Here is a 15,560-nt window from a genome sequence, read left to right as displayed (position 1 = left end):
GCGGCAACTGCCTCAGGCCGGCGGCTGGCCGCCCGCCCGGTTGCCCTGGCCCGACTCGGCCCAGAGGGCCCGGGCGAAGGCCTTCCAGGCCGGCCCGCCGTGGGTCAGCACACCCTCTTCGGCGCTTTCCTGCATGGTGCGCAGCATCAGGGCGGCAAAGGCGAACAGCTCGGCCTTGGCCTGTTCCTGGTGGTTGCAGCAGGCGGCTGCCGCCCGGCTGGCATCCCGGGCATGGTCCAGGGCCTCCCGGGCCAGCAGGCGCACCTGGGTCTCGTTGTTCCAGTCGATGCCGAGGACGATGCCGCGGCGGACGATTTCCGTCTCCAGTTCGTTGGCATCGCTCTGAAAGTTTTCAAAACCGCTCATTTCCGACTCCCAGCCGCCTCAGGCGGCCTGTTCCAGACTTTGATCGACGCTGCCGGCCAGCTGCTCCACCAGGGCGCTGACCGCGGGGATGGCGGCGCCGCGTCGCCACAGGGCCACCGTATTCACCAGGCCGCTGCGCCCGGGCAGGGGATGGGCCGCCAGCAGGTCGGCGCCGGGATAGTTCTCCAGCACCGCCCGGGGCAGCAGGGCCACCCCCATGCCGGCCACCAGGCAGCCGAGGATGGCGTGGTAGGAGGAGACCTCCACCACCCGTTCCGCCAGGATGCCGTCCCGGGCCAACCAGTCTTCCAGGCGCTTGCGGTAGGCGCAGCCGGGGGCAAAGGTGATGATGGTGCTGGCCGCCAGGTCCCGGGCCGAGTGCACCGGGCCGTGGCCGGCCTCGGTGACGATCACCAGTTCTTCCTCGAACAGGGCCCGCTTCTCCAGCCGCGGGTCGTCCACCGGCTCGGCCACCAGGCAGGCATCCAGCTCGCCGGCCAGGACCTGGGCCACCAGGCGGCGGGTGTCGCCGGTGCTCAGTTCCAGACGCACTTCCGGATAGGCCCGGTGAAAACCGGCCAAGGGCCCGGGCAGGCGCACCGCCGCCGTGCTCTCCATGGAGCCGAGGCGCAGGCGGCCCCGGGGCGTGGCGTCCTGCACCGCGTGGCGGGCCTCCTCGGCCAGGTCCAGCAGGCGCTCCGCATAAGCCAGCAACTGGCGGCCGGCGGCGGAGAGGTTGAGGCGCCGCCCCTCGCGCACGAACAGCTCCACCCCCAGGTCCGCCTCCAGCTGGCGCACCCGGGTGGTGACATTGGACTGCACTCGGTTGAGGCGCACCGCCGCCCGGGTGATGCCGCCCTCCGTCACCACGGTGCGGAAGATGTGCAGGTCTGCCAGTTCCATGAATGCCGCTCCTTGCCCCTTGTTCGGGGCCATGATTCAAATCTCAAAAGAAGAATATAAAAATCTTAATAATTCATTTTTCAAGAACATGATGCGCCGCTACAGTGCTCCTGGCAAGACCATAAAAACACCCCAACCCCAGGAGACAACCCATGGACAACCAGCATCTCCGGCGCGGCTATTTCTACGCCGCCCTGACCGTCGCCGTCTGGTCCGGCTTCATCCTCGTCTCGCGCCTGGGCGGCAAGAGCCCCCTCACCGCCTGGGACGTGACCGCCCTGCGCTTCGGCACCGCCGCCCTGATCCTCCTGCCCGTGTGGCTGTGGCGGCGGCCCCGGCTGAACTTCAGCTGGCGCATGGTGATCCTGGCCGTCACCGGCGGCTGCGGCTACGGCGTCCTGGTCTATGCCGGCTTCAAGCTCACCTCCGCCGCCCACGGCGCCGTGCTGCTGCCCGGCATGCTGCCCTTCCTGGTGGCCCTGATGGCCTGGCTGGTGCTGGGGGAACGTCCCTCGCCCCAGCGCTGGCTCGGCCTGGTGGGCATCGCCGCCGGCATCGCCTGCCTGGCCACGGACAGCTTCGGCAGCAGCGTCGGCGACTGGCGCGGCGACCTGCTGATCCTGGCCTCCAGCCTCTCCTGGGCCATCTACACGGTGCTGGTGCGGCGCTGGCAGGTGGCCCCCTGGGATGCCACCCTGGGCGTCGGCCTGGTCTCGGCCGCCCTCTACCTGCCGGTCTACGTGCTGTGGCTGCCACACAACCTGGCCGCCGCCAGCCTCTCCACCATTGCCCTGCAGGCCGCCTACCAGGGCGTCCTGGCGGTCATCGTGGCCATGATGTTCTTCATGCGCGCCGTGGCCATCCTGGGCCCCACCAAGGTCGGCACCCTGATGGCCCTCATTCCCGCCATCGCCGGCACCGCCGCCGCCCCGCTCCTGGGCGAGCCCCTGTCCCCCTGGCTGATGGCCGGCCTGGTGCTGGTCAGCCTGGGCGCCTGGGTCGGCAGCCAGACCCGTTTTTTTGTCAGAAGGAACGCCGTATGCCCTACGTAAATATCAAGATCACCCGGGAGGGTGCCACCGCCGAGCAGAAGGCCACCCTGATCCAGGGCGTCACCCTGCTGCTGCGGGACATTCTGGGCAAGAACCCGGAAACCACCGTGGTCACCATCGACGAGGTGGACACGGACAACTGGGGCATCGGCGGCGACAGCGTCACCGTGCGCCGGGCCCGGGAAAGGCAGGGCTGAGGCGGGCCCGTCCCATGGCGACAGAATTGCTCGCCGGGGATGGAACACTCCATGAAAAAAGGGCGCCCGCCAGGGCGCCCTTTTTTTGCGGCAGCAGGCCGCTCAGGCAGAGGTGGAAATGGAACTCAGCAGCTGGGAGAAATTGCTGCCACTGCCGCTGCCGTAGGACTGCACCAGGTCCATGATCCGCTTCAGCACGGCAGCTTCGTTGGAGGCCGAAGTGCTGCCGGAATCGCTGGAGGAGGAGCTGTCGCTGGAGGTCTGGGTGGACTCCTGGTAGGCCATCGCTTCCTGCTGGGTCACCTTGCCGTCGCCATTGGCATCGGCCGCATCGAAGTTGCTGGAGATGGTGTTGAGCAGTTCCGACAGCTTGCTGTCGGAGGTGTCGCTGGCCATGGATTTCTCCTGATCCAGGGTCAGGCCTTCGTCGCCACCGCGACCACCGGGAGGCGGGGGCGGCATGCCGTTGGCCGCAGCCGTGGTGCTACCGGAACCGGCGGCATCGGCGGACTCCTGGTAGGCCATGGCTTCCTGCTGGGTCACCTTGCCGTCGCCGTTGGCATCGGCAGCATCGAAGTTGGCGGCCAGGCTGTTCATCAGTTCCGACAGGTTGGTGTCGTCGGTGGAGCTGGCGATGGCGCTCAGTTCGTCCTGGGTGTAGCCCTCGTCTTCTTCGCCTTCTGCAGGCGGAGGCGGCGGCGGGCGCATGCCGCCGCCCTGGGCGGCACTCATGCGGCTGGCGTTGAACTGGCTGTCCAGTTCGTCGGCCAGTTTCTGCAGGGTGGAGGACATCTCGTCCTTGGTGACCTTGCCGTCCCCGTCCCCGTCCAGGGTGCTGAAGACGTCGTCCACGCTGGCCGAAGAGTCGGAACCGAGACCGCTGAGGGCGGACTCCAGATCGCTCTTCTCCAGGTAACCCTGCCCCTTGGTATCGAGTTTGGAAAAAATATCCTCGACCATCTTCGACGGATCGGGACGCCGATGGCTGCTGATGCCGGCGTATTGCGCCGCGCTGCTGCCTACGCTGGAAATGCTGGACATGACAGTTCCTTTCAGGGAATGACTCAAGCGGATTCATGCAATGGACGGTCTCGCCGTCATGGGCAAAGAACAACTGCCACCGGGAGTTCCGTCGCTACAGTTCCTACGCAAGGATTCGGCCTGAAAAGGCCTGAATTTAGGCCTAAAAAGGTAAATGATGGTTAAGAATGGTTAAGAGAAATCCGATCGTCGAAAAACCGTGAGTATTTGAAAGATTGAAGCGCCGGAAAAGGCTTCTACCTAGCCACTCAGATACGACTAACAAAAACAACGATTCTTTATAAATCAATAAATTGAAATGCTTAACAAAACTTAACAATCGACAAAACCAGACCATCGTACATAAACGGCAATACTTGCCGAATGGCTGGAGAATATTGCCGCTCACCGCCGTTGCAGCCGGGCGGCTTCGTCGAGCCAGGCGGGAGCATTGCGTTCCAGCCATTCCCGGGCGATGGGGTCCTGCCGCACCTGCTCGTCCAGCCAGGCGGTGCTGACGTGCTGAACGTAGAGGCGCTGGCGTTTGCCGTCGTTGCCGCCGCCCATGCCCGGACCGCCGCGATCGTCACCATCCATGCCGCCACCCGGCCCACCCATGCCGCCGGAAGGACCACCACCCATACCACCACCGGGACCGCCCATGCCGCCTCCGGGGCCACCCATGCCGCCACCCCGTCCGCCGCCCATGCCACCACCGGCACCGCCGGATGCGCCATCGGGAGCCCCCTTGCCAGCCGTTGCCCCAGCGTCATCCGCACCACCGGCAAAGAGGCGGTGGTTGGCGCCGTAGAGCAGCAGCAGGGTGGCCCGGCCTTCCGGCAAATAGCGGAAGGGCGCCTGCCGTGCCGCCGGATTGGTCACCAGGCCATAGCTGTCGCTGTCGTCGGAGCCGGTCACCAGCAACACCGGCGCGGTTACCGCCCCGTAGCGCTGGGCGAAGCCGCCGGCCAGGCCGTCCACATGGGGGCTCAGGGCCAGCACCGCCGCCACCCGCTCCAGGGGCGGCACCAGGGCGGTGCCGTTGCGCCCCCGTTCCCCGGCCAAAGCCAGGGCCGTCTGGGCGCCCAGGTCGTAACCGGCCAGCACCGGGCTGCCCGCATCGAGGCGGGTCCAGGGCCCCTGGCCGGCGCCCTGGCGCCGGCGGACTTCGGCCAGCACCCGCGTCACCAGGCGCGCCCGGCGTTGCAGGGCAGGCTGGGCAAAGGCTTCCCGGGCCAGGTTCTGGAAATCCGCATTGCGCGCCCGTTCGCTGCGCAGGGCCGCCGGCCCCTGCTCTTCACCCTGCAGGGAGAGCACGCCATAGCCCGCCTCCGCCCACTGCTGGCGCCAGGCCAGGCCGGCATCGGCACTCTCCCCCAGGCCCGGCATGTAGAGCAGCAGGGGGAAGGGGCCGCTTTCCCTGGGCATGAGCAGGGCCACATCGACGCTGTCCTCCTCCAGGAACCAGGTCTGGCGCAGGCTTTCGCTGCCGAAATGCCGTTCCGGGCGATAACCCCGCTCGGCCAGGCGCCGTTCCGCGCTGTCGTCGGGCCGGGGCCGGGAATTGCCGCAGGCGGCGAGCATGCTCAGCAGCAGGGCACCGCCACCAAGGGAGAGGAAGCGCCGGCGCGGCACGAAGGGAGGATTGCGCAAGGCCATGTCAGCTCCGGCGGGGTTCGGGCCGGGATTCGGGACGACCGTCGCGCGGAGAGACAGGCTCGCCACCCCGGCCGGATTCCCATTGCCGATCCCGCTTCTGCCGCAGTTCCTCGACCTGGCGCCGCTGTTCCGGCGTCAGCACCTCCAGGGCCTGGCGTTCGCCGCGCAGGCGCAGCAGGGTCACTTCCGCCCAGGCCCTGGCCCGGGCATCCACCAGGCTGCGCAGGCGGCTTTCGTCGCCCCCGGCGGCGGCGCGCAGGTCCGCGTCGGCCTTCTGCAGGGCCTTGCCCTTGTCGCGCATGACCCGGGCCTGGTTGAGGAAGAGGTCGAACAGCTTGTCCTTCTGGGCCTCACTCAGCTGGATCTCCCGGGGGAAAGGCATGGCCGGGCCGAAATCGGCGCCGGAAAAGCCCCCCGGGCCCATGCCATCGCCGTGGCGGTGTTCGCCCTCGGGCGGCAGTATGGGGCAATGGCCCGGTGCGGCCATGGGGCCGTCGGCGCGGGCGGAGAAAGAAGCGGCCAGGCTGAGCGCCAGCAGGGCCGAGACAACGGTGGATCGCAGATTCATGATCGGACTCCTCAGGGGAAAACGGTGGGAAGGTCGGGAAGCTGGCTGCCCCGTGACGGAGGTGGCGGTCTCGACATGGAGCCATGGTCGTACCGGCGGCGGTAAAGGGCGGTTCGCCCACTGTAAAGGCTGGTAAAACTTGTAACCGCAAGGCCGGAGAGGCACTTGCGGCGGCTATCATGGCGTCCGTAATCCCCTGTTAATTCGAGACAAGCATGACCAAGCTGCTACTGGTAGACGACGACACCGAACTGGCCAACATGCTCCGGGAATATCTGGAGCGAGAGGACTTTTCCGTCACCCTGGCCCACGACGGCGAAGCGGGGGCCGCCGCCGCCCTTTCCGGCGATTACGCCCTGGCGGTACTGGATGTGATGATGCCCAAGGCCAGCGGCATGGACGCCCTCTCCCGCATCCGCGCCGCCAGCGACATGCCGGTGATCATGCTGACCGCCAAGGGCGACGACATCGACCGCATCATCGGCCTGGAGATGGGCGCCGACGACTACGTGCAGAAGCCGTGCACGCCGCGGGAACTGGTGGCCCGCATCCGGGCGGTGCTACGCCGCTTCCAGACCAGGGAGAGCGCGGACGACATTCCCGCCCAGATCCGGGTCGGCCCCCTGACCCTGTGGCCCGCCCGCCGCGCCGCCCAGTGGGGCGAGGCGCCCCTGACCCTGACCAGCACCGAATTCAACCTGCTCCAGGTCCTGGCCCGCAACGCCGGCAAGGCCGTGAGCAAGCCGGACCTATCGGAACAGGCCATGGGCCGGCCCTTGAGCCGCTTCGACCGCAGCATCGACGTGCACATGAGCAGCATCCGCCACAAGCTGGGCCTGCGGGAAGACGGCCGCACCTGGATCCAGACGGTGCGCGGCATCGGCTACCAGCTCACCCGGGAGTAGGGTTTGAGCCGCCTCTTCTGGAAGTTCTTCGTCACCTTCTGGCTGACCCTGCTCACCGCCAACATCATCGTCGGCGGTCTCATCTGGCTGCACCGTTCCGCCGAATTCGAGCAGCAGCAGGGCAGCCGGCCCGGCCAGCCGCCGACCTTCATGCTCGGCGTCGCCGCCAGCCTGCTGCAGCACGACGGGGAGGAATCCCTCAAGCAGCTGCTGCGGGACTGGCAGCAAAGCCATCCGGAACCTATCTATGCCGTAGACGCCCAGGGGATGGACCTCCTCGGCCGGCCGGTCCCGGAAGGCGCGCTGGACAAGGCCCGCCAGGGCATCCGTGACGGACAGCCCGGCCCCTGGCGCCTGGCGCAGCGCTCCATGAGTTCCCCCATTCTCCTCTTCATGCCCGGCGGCCCCTTCCGCCCGGAGGACCTTTTCGGCCCCGGCGGCGGCCCGCCGGAAGCGCACCTGCTGGGGGAACCCGGCGGCCCGCCGCCGCCCCACCGGAACATGGGTCCCAAGCCCCCCCTGCCCTGGCTGCTCATCGCCACCGGCCTGGTGGCCAGCCTGGCCTTCAGCGCCCTCCTGGCGTGGACCATCGTCGGCCCCATCCGCCGCCTGCGCCAGGGTTTCCGCGCCGTCGCCGCCGGCCGCCTGGAAACCCGCCTGGGACAGGAGTTCGCCAAGCGCAAGGACGAGATCGGCGAACTGGGCCAGGAATTCGACGCCATGGCCCAGCAGCTGGAAGCCCTGATGGCCACCCAGCGCCGCCTCTTCCACGACGTCTCCCACGAGCTGCGCTCCCCCCTGGCCCGCCTGCAGGCGGCGGTGGGCCTGGTGCACCAGGACCCCAGCCGCATCGCCGGCGCCCTGGAGCGTATCGAGCGGGAAACCCAGCGCCTGGACGAGATGGTGGATGAACTGCTGACCCTGGCCCGCCTCGATTCCGGCACCTCCGGTCCCCTGGAAGACGAGATCGACCTGCCGGCCCTGCTGCACAGCATCGTGGACGACGCCGCCTTCGAGGCCGAAGCCCAGGGCCGCCACGTGGACTTCCAGGACCGCTGCGGCGAGGCCCCGGCCTTCATCCGCGGCCGCCCGGAACTGCTCGGCCGGGCCCTGGAAAACGTCATCCGCAACGGCATCAAATACACCGCCCCCGGCACCCGGGTCACGGTGGAGGCCGAACGGGACGGGGACAGCCTCCGGGTCCGCGTCGCCGATGCCGGCCCGGGCGTGCCCGAAGCGGAACTGGACGCCATTTTCGTCCCCTTCTTCCGCGGCGCCGACCGGGAGCAGCAGCGGGGCTACGGCCTGGGCCTGGCCATCGCCCGCCGCGCCATCCAGGCCCACGGCGGCAGCATCCGGGCCAGCAACCGCCCCGATGGCGGACTCCAGGTGGAAATCCACCTGCCCCTGCAGCCCATCCCGGCCTGAGCCCCTCGCCCCGACGGCCCCTGCGCCGTCGGAGCATCCGCAGCAAGGCCCCTGGCGTGGCCGGTGACCCGTCACCGACTTCCACACACTTCCTTGCCCAGACGCCTGCTGCTCCAGCCCTGCCCCAGCCCAACCAGCAGATCATTTGCCGGCCCATTGGTCACCCCGCTTGCGGGGCCGGCTGCCGAGCCAGTTGCCGGCCATCTTTCCTCCTGCGCCGCCCGCCGGCACGGGCCATTCACCGTCGGCCCCTGCCGCCATCCCCGCCTTCATTGCCACCGTCACACATATATTTCAATAGTTCTTGTAAAATTGCAGCATGAACCAGGACATCGCCACCACCGTTTTCGAATCCCTGGCCTCCGGCATCCGCCTGAAGGCCTTCCGCCTGCTAGTGAAGCAGGGCACCGCCGGCATGGTGGCGGGGGAAATTGCCGCCACCCTGGGGCTGCCGCCCAACAACCTGTCCTTCCATCTCAAGGGCCTGGCCCAGGCCGGGCTGGTTAGCGTCACCCAGGAAGGGCGCTTCCAGCGCTACCGGGCCAACCTGCCCCTGATGCTGGAACTGATCGCCTACCTCACCGCCGAGTGCTGCGGCGGCCACCCGGAACAGTGTGCCGCCCTGGGCCAGGCGGCCGGCTGTTCCCCCTCCCTGCTGCCGGCCCTGCAGGGGCAACCGCCCAACGACCAGGAGCAAGCCTGAGCCATGAACGTCCTTTTCCTTTGCACCGGCAATTCCTGTCGCTCCATCCTGGCGGAGGCCACCTTCAACCATCTGGCCCCGGCCGGCTGGCGGGCCATGAGCGCCGGCAGCCAACCCACCGGCCAGGTCCATCCCCGCTCCCTGGCCCTGCTGGCCCGGGAAGGCATCCCAACCGCCGCCTGCCACAGCAAGTCCTGGGAGCAGCTGCCCGAAGTGCCGGACCTGGTCATCACCGTCTGCGCCAGTGCCGCCGGCGAGACCTGCCCGGCCTACCTGGGGCCGGCGCTGCGCTGTCACTGGGGGGTGGAGGATCCGGCCCATGCCAGCGGCAGCGAGGCGGAAATCGAGGCCGCCTTCGCCACGGCCTATCGCATCCTGCGCCACCGCATCGAAGCCTTTTTCGCCCTGCCCCTGCAGCAACTGGCGACCGATCCGGACCGCTTCAAGGCCGAACTGCAACGCATCGGCCACCTCCTCCCCTGACCGGCCTGCCGCCCTGACCGCCAGCCCCGCTCCATCAACGAAAGCCCCGCCATGAACCAGCCCTGCCCGGCCCCCCGGCCAGCCATGAACCTCTTCGAACGCTATCTGACCCTGTGGGTGGGCCTGTGCATCGTCGCCGGCATTCTCCTCGGCCAGGCCCTGCCCCAGTTCTTCCAGGCCGTCGGCCGGCTGGAGGTGGCCCGGGTGAACCTGCCGGTGGGCCTGCTGATCTGGGTCATGATCATCCCCATGCTGGTCAAGGTGGATTTCTCCGCCCTCGGCGAAGTGCGCCAGCACGTGCGGGGCATCGGCGTCACCCTGCTGGTGAACTGGCTGGTCAAGCCATTCTCCATGGCCTTTCTCGGCTGGCTGTTCATCCGCCAGCTGTTCGCCCCCCTGCTGCCGGCCGAACAGATCGACAGCTACATCGCCGGCCTCATCCTCCTGGCCGCAGCCCCCTGCACCGCCATGGTCTTCGTCTGGAGCCGCCTGACCAACGGCGACCCCTTGTTCACCCTGTCCCAGGTGGCGGTGAACGACAGCATCATGGTGCTGGCCTTCGCCCCCCTGGTGGCCTTTCTCCTCGGCCTCTCCGCCATCACCGTCCCCTGGGCCACCCTCATCACCTCGGTCGTGCTCTACATCGTCATCCCGGTGCTGCTGGCCCAGGCCTGGCGCCGCTCCCTGCTGGCCCGGGGCCCGGCGGCCTTTGACGCGGCCATGGCGCGCATCGGCCCCTGGTCCATGGCCGCCCTGCTGGCCACCCTGGTGCTGCTCTTCGCCTTCCAGGGCGAGGCCATCCTGGCCCAGCCCCTGGTCATCGCCCTGCTCGCCGTGCCCATCCTGATCCAGGTGCTGTTCAACGCCGCCCTGGCCTACGGCCTCAACCGGGCCCTGGGAGAAAAGCACAACATCGCCTGTCCCTCGGCCCTCATCGGCGCCTCCAACTTTTTCGAACTGGCGGTGGCAGCGGCCATCAGCCTGTTCGGCTTTGCCTCCGGCGCCGCCCTGGCCACGGTGGTGGGCGTGCTCATCGAAGTGCCGGTGATGCTGCTGGTGGTGCGCATCGCCAACGGCAGCAAGGACTGGTATGAGCGCCGCAGCTGATTTCCGCCGCGGCGGCGAGCCCGACCTGGAGTCGGTGCGAGCCCTGCTGCAGGCCTGTGGCCTGGCCGCGGACGATCTCGGCCCGGACCTCATGCCGGCCTTCCGCCTCTATCGTCGGGGCCAGGAGCTGCTGGCCTGCGGCGCCATGGAATACCGGCAGCAGGCAGCCCTGCTGCGCTCCCTGGCCGTCCGCCCGGAGGCCCGGGGCACTGGGCTGGCGAAGGCCCTGGTAGGCCGCCTGGAGGCCGAGGCGGCCCAGGCCGGCATCACCGATGTCTATCTCCTCACCACCACGGCCCGGGACTGGTTCGCCGCCCTCGGCTACAGCGTGGCGCCCCGCAGCCAGGCCCCCGCCGGCATCGCCGCCCACGCCCAGTTTCGCAGTACCTGCCCGAGCAGCGCCGTGCTGATGCACAAGCACCTGCCGCCGGCCTGATTACCTGCTTTTACGGCAGTCGGGGCTTTGCCCGACGGCCATCCTCTGCCATCATCCGGCCATGACTTCCCGCCGCCCCAAGAAGATGAGCGCCGCTCCCCGCCTGTTCCTGCTGGCCGCCCTGGCGGGCGCCGGCCCGCTCCAGGCGGCGCCCGCCTGGCTCATCGCCAGCGACGACGAAAACGCCACCGCCGGCCGGGCGCTGCGCCTGGAAATCGCCAAGCCGGCAGCGGCTGCAGGCTGGCCCGGCACCATGAGCCTGCGCCTGGTGGTTGGCGAACGCATCCTCAACCTGCCCCTGCGGCCGGCCGGCGCCGTCTCGCCCGACGGTGCCCGGCGCCCCTACCTGGCCCAGTTGCCGGAGGACATCGCCGGCCTGGTACGGGTCGAACTGGCGGACCGGGATTCCAACCGCCTGGCCCTGCTGGCGGCGGCACCGGCCCCCGGCGCACCGGCACCGGCGGCGGAAACCCAGCCTGAAGGCGTCGCCGCCAACGACTATCCGGACGAGCCGGTGATCTCCGCCAACGAGCCCATGTACCTGGTGCTGGGCAGCCGCGGCGGCGTCAATGCCCGCTTTCAGCTGAGCTTCAAGTACCGCCTGGTGGAGCCGGACGGCGCCATCGGCCAGGCCCTGCCCTGGCTGCGCAACCTGCACTTCGGCTACACCCAGACTTCCATCTGGGACCTGGCGGAGGAATCCAAGCCCTTCCGCGACACCAGCTACCGCCCCAGCCTGTTCTGGCAGTGGAACCTGGGGGAAGGCAATTCGGGCCTGCGCCCCGCCCGCCTGCGGGCCGGCTACGAGCACGAATCCAACGGCAAGGACGGCAGCAGTTCCCGCTCCATCGACATGCTTTTCGCCCAGCCCACCTGGCGCTGGGATTTCAACGGCGGCACCAGCCTCAGCTTCTCGCCCAAGTTCTACGGCTATCTGGACAAGGAAGACAACCCGGACATCGCCCGCTACCGAGGCCACGCCGACTGGATCGCCCGCTACGGCAAGGACGACGGCTGGATGCTGGCGGCCCAGGTGCGGCGCGGCACGGCGGGCAAGGGCAACGCCCAGCTGGACCTCTCCTACCCGCTGCGGGAAAGCATCTTCGCCCGGGCCGGCGGCTTCCTCCACTTCCAGCTCTTCTCCGGCTACGGCGAAAGCCTGCTGGACTACAACCGGGAACGGGAGACCCAGGTCCGCGTCGGCTTCTCCATCGTGCGCTGAAGATCGGCTTCTGGTGCGGCGCAGCACCGGGTCGGGGGATTTGCAGGACGGCCATCCTGGGGTAATGTCCGTCATACCACCGACACAATGAGAACAACAACGTGGACCTCCTCTTCTGGCTCGCCGTCGCCACCGTCGTGGTGGTGCTCTGCTTCGACTACACCAACGGCTTCCACGACGCCGCCAACATCGTCGCCACCGTCATCGCCTCCCGGGCCATGACCCCGGCCCAGGCGGTGATCATCGTCGGCATCTTCGAATTCCTCGGCCCCCTCCTGGGCGGCACCGCGGTGGCCAACACCATCGGCTCCTTCGTCCGCCTCGACGGCATCGATCCGGCCAGCGCCCTGACCATCCTGCTGTGCGGCCTGCTCGGCGCCATCGTCTGGAACCTGTTGACCTGGTGGCGCGGCATTCCCTCCTCCTCCTCCCACGCCCTGGTGGGCGGGCTGGTGGGCGTGGTGGTGGTGTCCGCCGGCGCCGACCAGGTGGTGTGGGGCTTTCGCGAACTGTTCCACAACGGCCATGTCAGCGGCGTGATGAAGGTCCTGCTGGCCCTGCTGCTCTCCCCGCTGATCGGCTTCTGGTGCGGCTACGCCGTGCAGCGCCTGATGCACGCCCTGCTGCTGGCGGCCAAGCCTGCCGCCAACCGGGGCCTGAAGGGCGCCCAGTTCCTCACCGCCGCCGGCCTGGCCTTTTCCCACGGCGCCAACGACGCCCAGAAGAGCATGGGCATCCTCACCCTGGTGCTGCTGCTGGGCGGCTTCATCCCCACTTTCACGGTGCCCTTCTGGGTCATCCTGGCCTGCGCCTCGGCCATCACCCTGGGCATCCTTTCCGGCGGCTGGCGCATCGTGCGCACCCTGGGCTTCGCCATCTACCGGGTGCGCCCCCTGCACGCCCTCAATTCCCAGCTGACCTCGGCCGCCGTCATCTTCGCCGCCTCCCTGGCCGGCGCCCCGGTCTCCACCACCCACGTGGTGGCCACCTCCATCATGGGCATCGGCGCCTCGGAGCGGCCCCGGGCGGTGCGCTGGAACAAGGCCAAGGAAATCGCCACCACCTGGGTCATCACCATCCCCGGCGCCGCGCTGGCCGCCATCCTGATCTACGCCGTGCTGCGCCTGTTCCTCGGGCCGGCTTAAGGAGAACCACCATGGACAGCAACGACGACGACCGCCAGAAGCCCATCTTCCGCCGCCTCTTCGACCGGGTCTTTCCCAAGGTGCCGGATTTCTTCCGCCTGCTGGCAGAACAGGCGATCCAGGTGAACCACACGGCCAACCTGCTGGTGGAATACATGGAGACCGGCGATGCGGCCATCGGCCAGCAGATCCGCCAGGACGAGCACGAGGCGGACCGGCTGAAGATCCGCAACCTGCACACCTTGAACGAGGCCTTTTCCACCCCCATCGACCGGGAGGACATTTACCGGGCGATCCTGGACATGGACGAGGTGGTGAACTACTGCAAGACCACGGTCAGTGAAATGAGCGTGCTGGAAGTGACGCCAGACAAGTTCGATCTGGAAATGGCCCTGCACCTGAAGGAAGGGGTGGATGCTCTGGTCGCCGGCTTCACCAAGCTGGCCACCCAGCCCGGCGCCGCCGCCCTCGATGCGGACATGGCGCGCAAGGCCGAGCGCAAGGCGGAGAAGTCCTACCGCCGCGCCATCGCCGCCCTCTTCCAGGGCGACGACTACATCACCATGTTCAAGCGGCGGGAAATCTACCGTCACCTCTCCAACGCTGCTGATCGCATGGCCAACTGCGCCAACACCCTGCACGACATCGTGGTGAAGATCACCTGACGGCGCCCCGGGCCGGCCCCCAGCCGGCCCTTATCGGCAGCCCAGCCTGCCGGCTGTCCTCTCACACGGCCAGCTCGACCAGGCTGTTGACCCGCTCCGGCTTCAATTCCCCATCCTCCCCCAGCAGGTCGTAGACCAGCAGGATCAGATGCACCCGCTTCTGCAGCGGGATGGTGGCCCCCAGGACCGCCAGCCGCTCCTCCACGGACTGTATGGCCCGGGCCAGGCGCAGGGATTCGGGCGGCACCGACTGGTCGTTCAGATGCATCGAGCCCTGGCCCGTAAGCAGCCAGTTGGCATTGATCCCGGCGCGGATCAGGCCGGCGATGGCTTCGGCGCCGGGCAGAGCCAGTTCGATCTCGTATTTGCGGTAGGTGCTCAAAGGAATACCAGATATGGAACATATCTCGACCTGTTTCAGGCCTAAGACTGCCCGCACTTCCTTCAACCTTTGCCCAAGCAATATTCCAGGAGCCATTATTATCTTTTTATAAATCAGATTGTTAACAATTAATGAAGGCCCCGGGCGCCAACCCGTATGCATCCAAATATGGCATTGACAACATTCCATATTTGGCATTAAATACTATCGTGGTCATAGTTATCCTTTGTTATCAGGAAAATCGGCCCATGCCGACTTTTCGCACAAGGGTTACCTGGGCACCGGGAGAGCAAGACAGCAAGAATCGGCGACACCGATTCCCAGACTGTTCAAGGGAGCACAGACAGGAAGGCCGGCCAGCCTAGTTTGCCGGCCTCCGGCACTGCGCCTCCGCAGGCAGTTCAATGTATCGCCTTTTTCCCCCGCCCAACAACCCGGGTAAACCTTAGGTAATCCCGAAGAAACACGGGCTTTTCCCCTGAATCACGCTGTTGCGACAGTTTCCAGCGATGGGAGACGGGGCACTGCTTCCCCAATTTCTTCGGCATATAACACGGAAAAAGATGACCGGAAGCGGCAGATGAATATTCGCAATCGATTATAGCAACAGGTCACCAGCCACCACCGAACGCAGATCAGGATCAAAAGAACATTTCGACAGGTGAGGTCCCCGCGATGAACGCCAGGCAGAACAGCAGTCCGCCCTCCGCGACAAAGCCGCAGCAGTTCCCCCATCCCCCTCTGGACCCGGAGGCGGTGGAGCTCATGGTGCGGCAGTGCATCCGCCACACCTGGTACATGATCGCGGGCTTTCTCGCCTCTTTTGGACTGATGTCCCTGCTTTTTGTTCTCCGCTAGGAGCCGGCCGATGCCAGTCACAAGCGCAAGACTGACGGGGCTGGACGACCAGGGTTCACCCCTGGTGATCAAGATCGACCAGGTGCTGGCCTACCGGGACCGCATCCACCACGCGCGTTGCCGGGTGGCCGCCAACCAGACCCTGGACGCCCTCAAGGATCTTGGCGTTTCCGCCCGGGTTTTCGGAAAACTGACCCAGCCCGGCAAAAAACTGCCTTATCCCTCCCCCATCGAACTTTGCATCGTGGAACCGGCGGCGGCGGACGGGGAACTGGCCTCCACCGTCGGCCAGACCATCCGCGACGTGGCCGGCCCCCTGGGCGTGCGCGTCCTGTGGCTGGAGCAGCTGACGCCGAAGATGCGCCTGCACATCCTCGAGCACGGCCGCAGCAGCCTGGGCGCAGGCAATGACAGCCCCTGCAACTCACCTTAAAACGACACTTCTGGCAGTTCGAGTACCC

18 protein-coding genes are annotated in these 15,560 nt (G+C 67.5%); 12 read left to right on the top strand and 6 right to left on the bottom strand.

Annotated features, from left to right (window positions below):
- Positions 1-12 precede the first annotated feature (12 nt).
- Positions 13-366: a hypothetical protein gene (locus OEL49_RS03705; protein ID WP_130458086.1), complete on the bottom strand. Its 354-nt coding sequence runs from the start codon at positions 364-366 to the stop codon at positions 13-15.
- A gap of 18 nt (positions 367-384) precedes the next feature.
- Positions 385-1,269 carry a LysR family transcriptional regulator gene (locus tag OEL49_RS03700; RefSeq protein WP_287874017.1) on the bottom strand — a complete coding sequence of 295 codons (885 nt, stop codon included), beginning with the start codon at positions 1,267-1,269 and terminating at the stop codon, positions 385-387.
- A gap of 152 nt (positions 1,270-1,421) precedes the next feature.
- Here OEL49_RS03700 and OEL49_RS03695 point away from each other — a divergent pair, with 152 nt between their 5' ends.
- On the top strand, positions 1,422-2,321 hold the full coding sequence (locus tag OEL49_RS03695; protein ID WP_130458084.1) for a DMT family transporter: 900 nt from the start codon (positions 1,422-1,424) through the stop codon (positions 2,319-2,321).
- Positions 2,309-2,518, top strand: coding sequence for a 4-oxalocrotonate tautomerase family protein (locus OEL49_RS03690; RefSeq protein WP_287874016.1), 210 nt, complete (start codon positions 2,309-2,311; stop codon positions 2,516-2,518). The genes OEL49_RS03695 and OEL49_RS03690 overlap by 13 nt, the downstream gene beginning before the upstream one ends.
- 102 nt (positions 2,519-2,620) lie before the next feature.
- On the opposite strand, the gene OEL49_RS03685 is transcribed toward OEL49_RS03690, so the two are convergent.
- From OEL49_RS03685 to OEL49_RS03675, 3 genes are all read right to left on the bottom strand, one after another.
- Positions 2,621-3,559, bottom strand: coding sequence for an EF-hand domain-containing protein (locus OEL49_RS03685; RefSeq protein ID WP_287874015.1), 939 nt, complete (start codon positions 3,557-3,559; stop codon positions 2,621-2,623).
- 384 nt (positions 3,560-3,943) lie between these two features.
- Complete coding sequence (locus tag OEL49_RS03680) at positions 3,944-5,197, bottom strand: alpha/beta hydrolase family protein (RefSeq protein WP_287874014.1); 1,254 nt, start codon at positions 5,195-5,197, stop codon at positions 3,944-3,946.
- A 1-nt stretch (position 5,198) separates the two neighbouring features.
- A complete protein-coding gene (locus OEL49_RS03675) occupies positions 5,199-5,765 on the bottom strand; it encodes a Spy/CpxP family protein refolding chaperone (protein ID WP_014236927.1) in 567 nt (188 codons plus the stop codon).
- A gap of 215 nt (positions 5,766-5,980) precedes the next feature.
- Here OEL49_RS03675 and OEL49_RS03670 point away from each other — a divergent pair, with 215 nt between their 5' ends.
- From OEL49_RS03670 to OEL49_RS03630, 9 genes are all read left to right on the top strand, one after another.
- Positions 5,981-6,670, top strand: coding sequence for a response regulator transcription factor (locus OEL49_RS03670; protein ID WP_014236926.1), 690 nt, complete (start codon positions 5,981-5,983; stop codon positions 6,668-6,670).
- A 3-nt stretch (positions 6,671-6,673) separates the two neighbouring features.
- Positions 6,674-8,098, top strand: coding sequence for an ATP-binding protein (locus OEL49_RS03665; RefSeq protein ID WP_014236925.1), 1,425 nt, complete (start codon positions 6,674-6,676; stop codon positions 8,096-8,098).
- A gap of 319 nt (positions 8,099-8,417) precedes the next feature.
- The gene (locus OEL49_RS03660) at positions 8,418-8,801 is read left to right on the top strand and encodes an ArsR/SmtB family transcription factor (RefSeq protein WP_014236924.1); all 384 of its coding nucleotides are present in this window, start codon (positions 8,418-8,420) and stop codon (positions 8,799-8,801) included.
- Positions 8,802-8,804: 3 nt separating this feature from the next.
- Positions 8,805-9,284, top strand: coding sequence for an arsenate reductase ArsC (locus tag OEL49_RS03655; protein ID WP_014236923.1), 480 nt, complete (start codon positions 8,805-8,807; stop codon positions 9,282-9,284).
- Between the two features lie 51 nt (positions 9,285-9,335).
- Positions 9,336-10,391 carry an ACR3 family arsenite efflux transporter gene (gene arsB / locus OEL49_RS03650; RefSeq protein WP_014236922.1) on the top strand — a complete coding sequence of 352 codons (1,056 nt, stop codon included), beginning with the start codon at positions 9,336-9,338 and terminating at the stop codon, positions 10,389-10,391.
- Complete coding sequence (arsN2, locus tag OEL49_RS03645) at positions 10,375-10,827, top strand: arsenic resistance N-acetyltransferase ArsN2 (RefSeq protein WP_287874013.1); 453 nt, start codon at positions 10,375-10,377, stop codon at positions 10,825-10,827. The genes arsB and arsN2 overlap by 17 nt, the downstream gene beginning before the upstream one ends.
- Positions 10,828-10,888: 61 nt before the next feature.
- Entirely contained in the window at positions 10,889-12,049 is a 1,161-nt protein-coding gene (locus OEL49_RS03640; protein WP_014236920.1) for a phospholipase A, read from the top strand.
- A gap of 101 nt (positions 12,050-12,150) precedes the next feature.
- Positions 12,151-13,194 (top strand): inorganic phosphate transporter, encoded by a 1,044-nt coding sequence (locus OEL49_RS17350; protein WP_014236919.1) that lies wholly within the window; start codon positions 12,151-12,153, stop codon positions 13,192-13,194.
- A gap of 11 nt (positions 13,195-13,205) precedes the next feature.
- Positions 13,206-13,859 (top strand): DUF47 domain-containing protein, encoded by a 654-nt coding sequence (locus tag OEL49_RS03630; protein WP_014236918.1) that lies wholly within the window; start codon positions 13,206-13,208, stop codon positions 13,857-13,859.
- Between the two features lie 61 nt (positions 13,860-13,920).
- Here the strand turns inward: OEL49_RS03630 and OEL49_RS03625 are convergent, their stop codons facing one another.
- Positions 13,921-14,241 carry a hypothetical protein gene (locus OEL49_RS03625; RefSeq protein ID WP_043798011.1) on the bottom strand — a complete coding sequence of 107 codons (321 nt, stop codon included), beginning with the start codon at positions 14,239-14,241 and terminating at the stop codon, positions 13,921-13,923.
- Between the two features lie 868 nt (positions 14,242-15,109).
- On the opposite strand from OEL49_RS03625, the gene OEL49_RS03620 reads away from it, so the two are divergent.
- Positions 15,110-15,532 (top strand): hypothetical protein, encoded by a 423-nt coding sequence (locus OEL49_RS03620; RefSeq protein WP_014236915.1) that lies wholly within the window; start codon positions 15,110-15,112, stop codon positions 15,530-15,532.
- Positions 15,533-15,560: the final 28 nt, after the last annotated feature.

The sequence above is a fragment of the Azospira sp. genome, from assembly GCF_030247495.1.
GTDB classification, from domain to species: Bacteria; Pseudomonadota; Gammaproteobacteria; order Burkholderiales; family Rhodocyclaceae; genus Azospira; species Azospira oryzae.
Note: the sequence above shows the minus strand (reverse complement) of the source record. Positions and strands in the feature narration are given on the sequence as shown.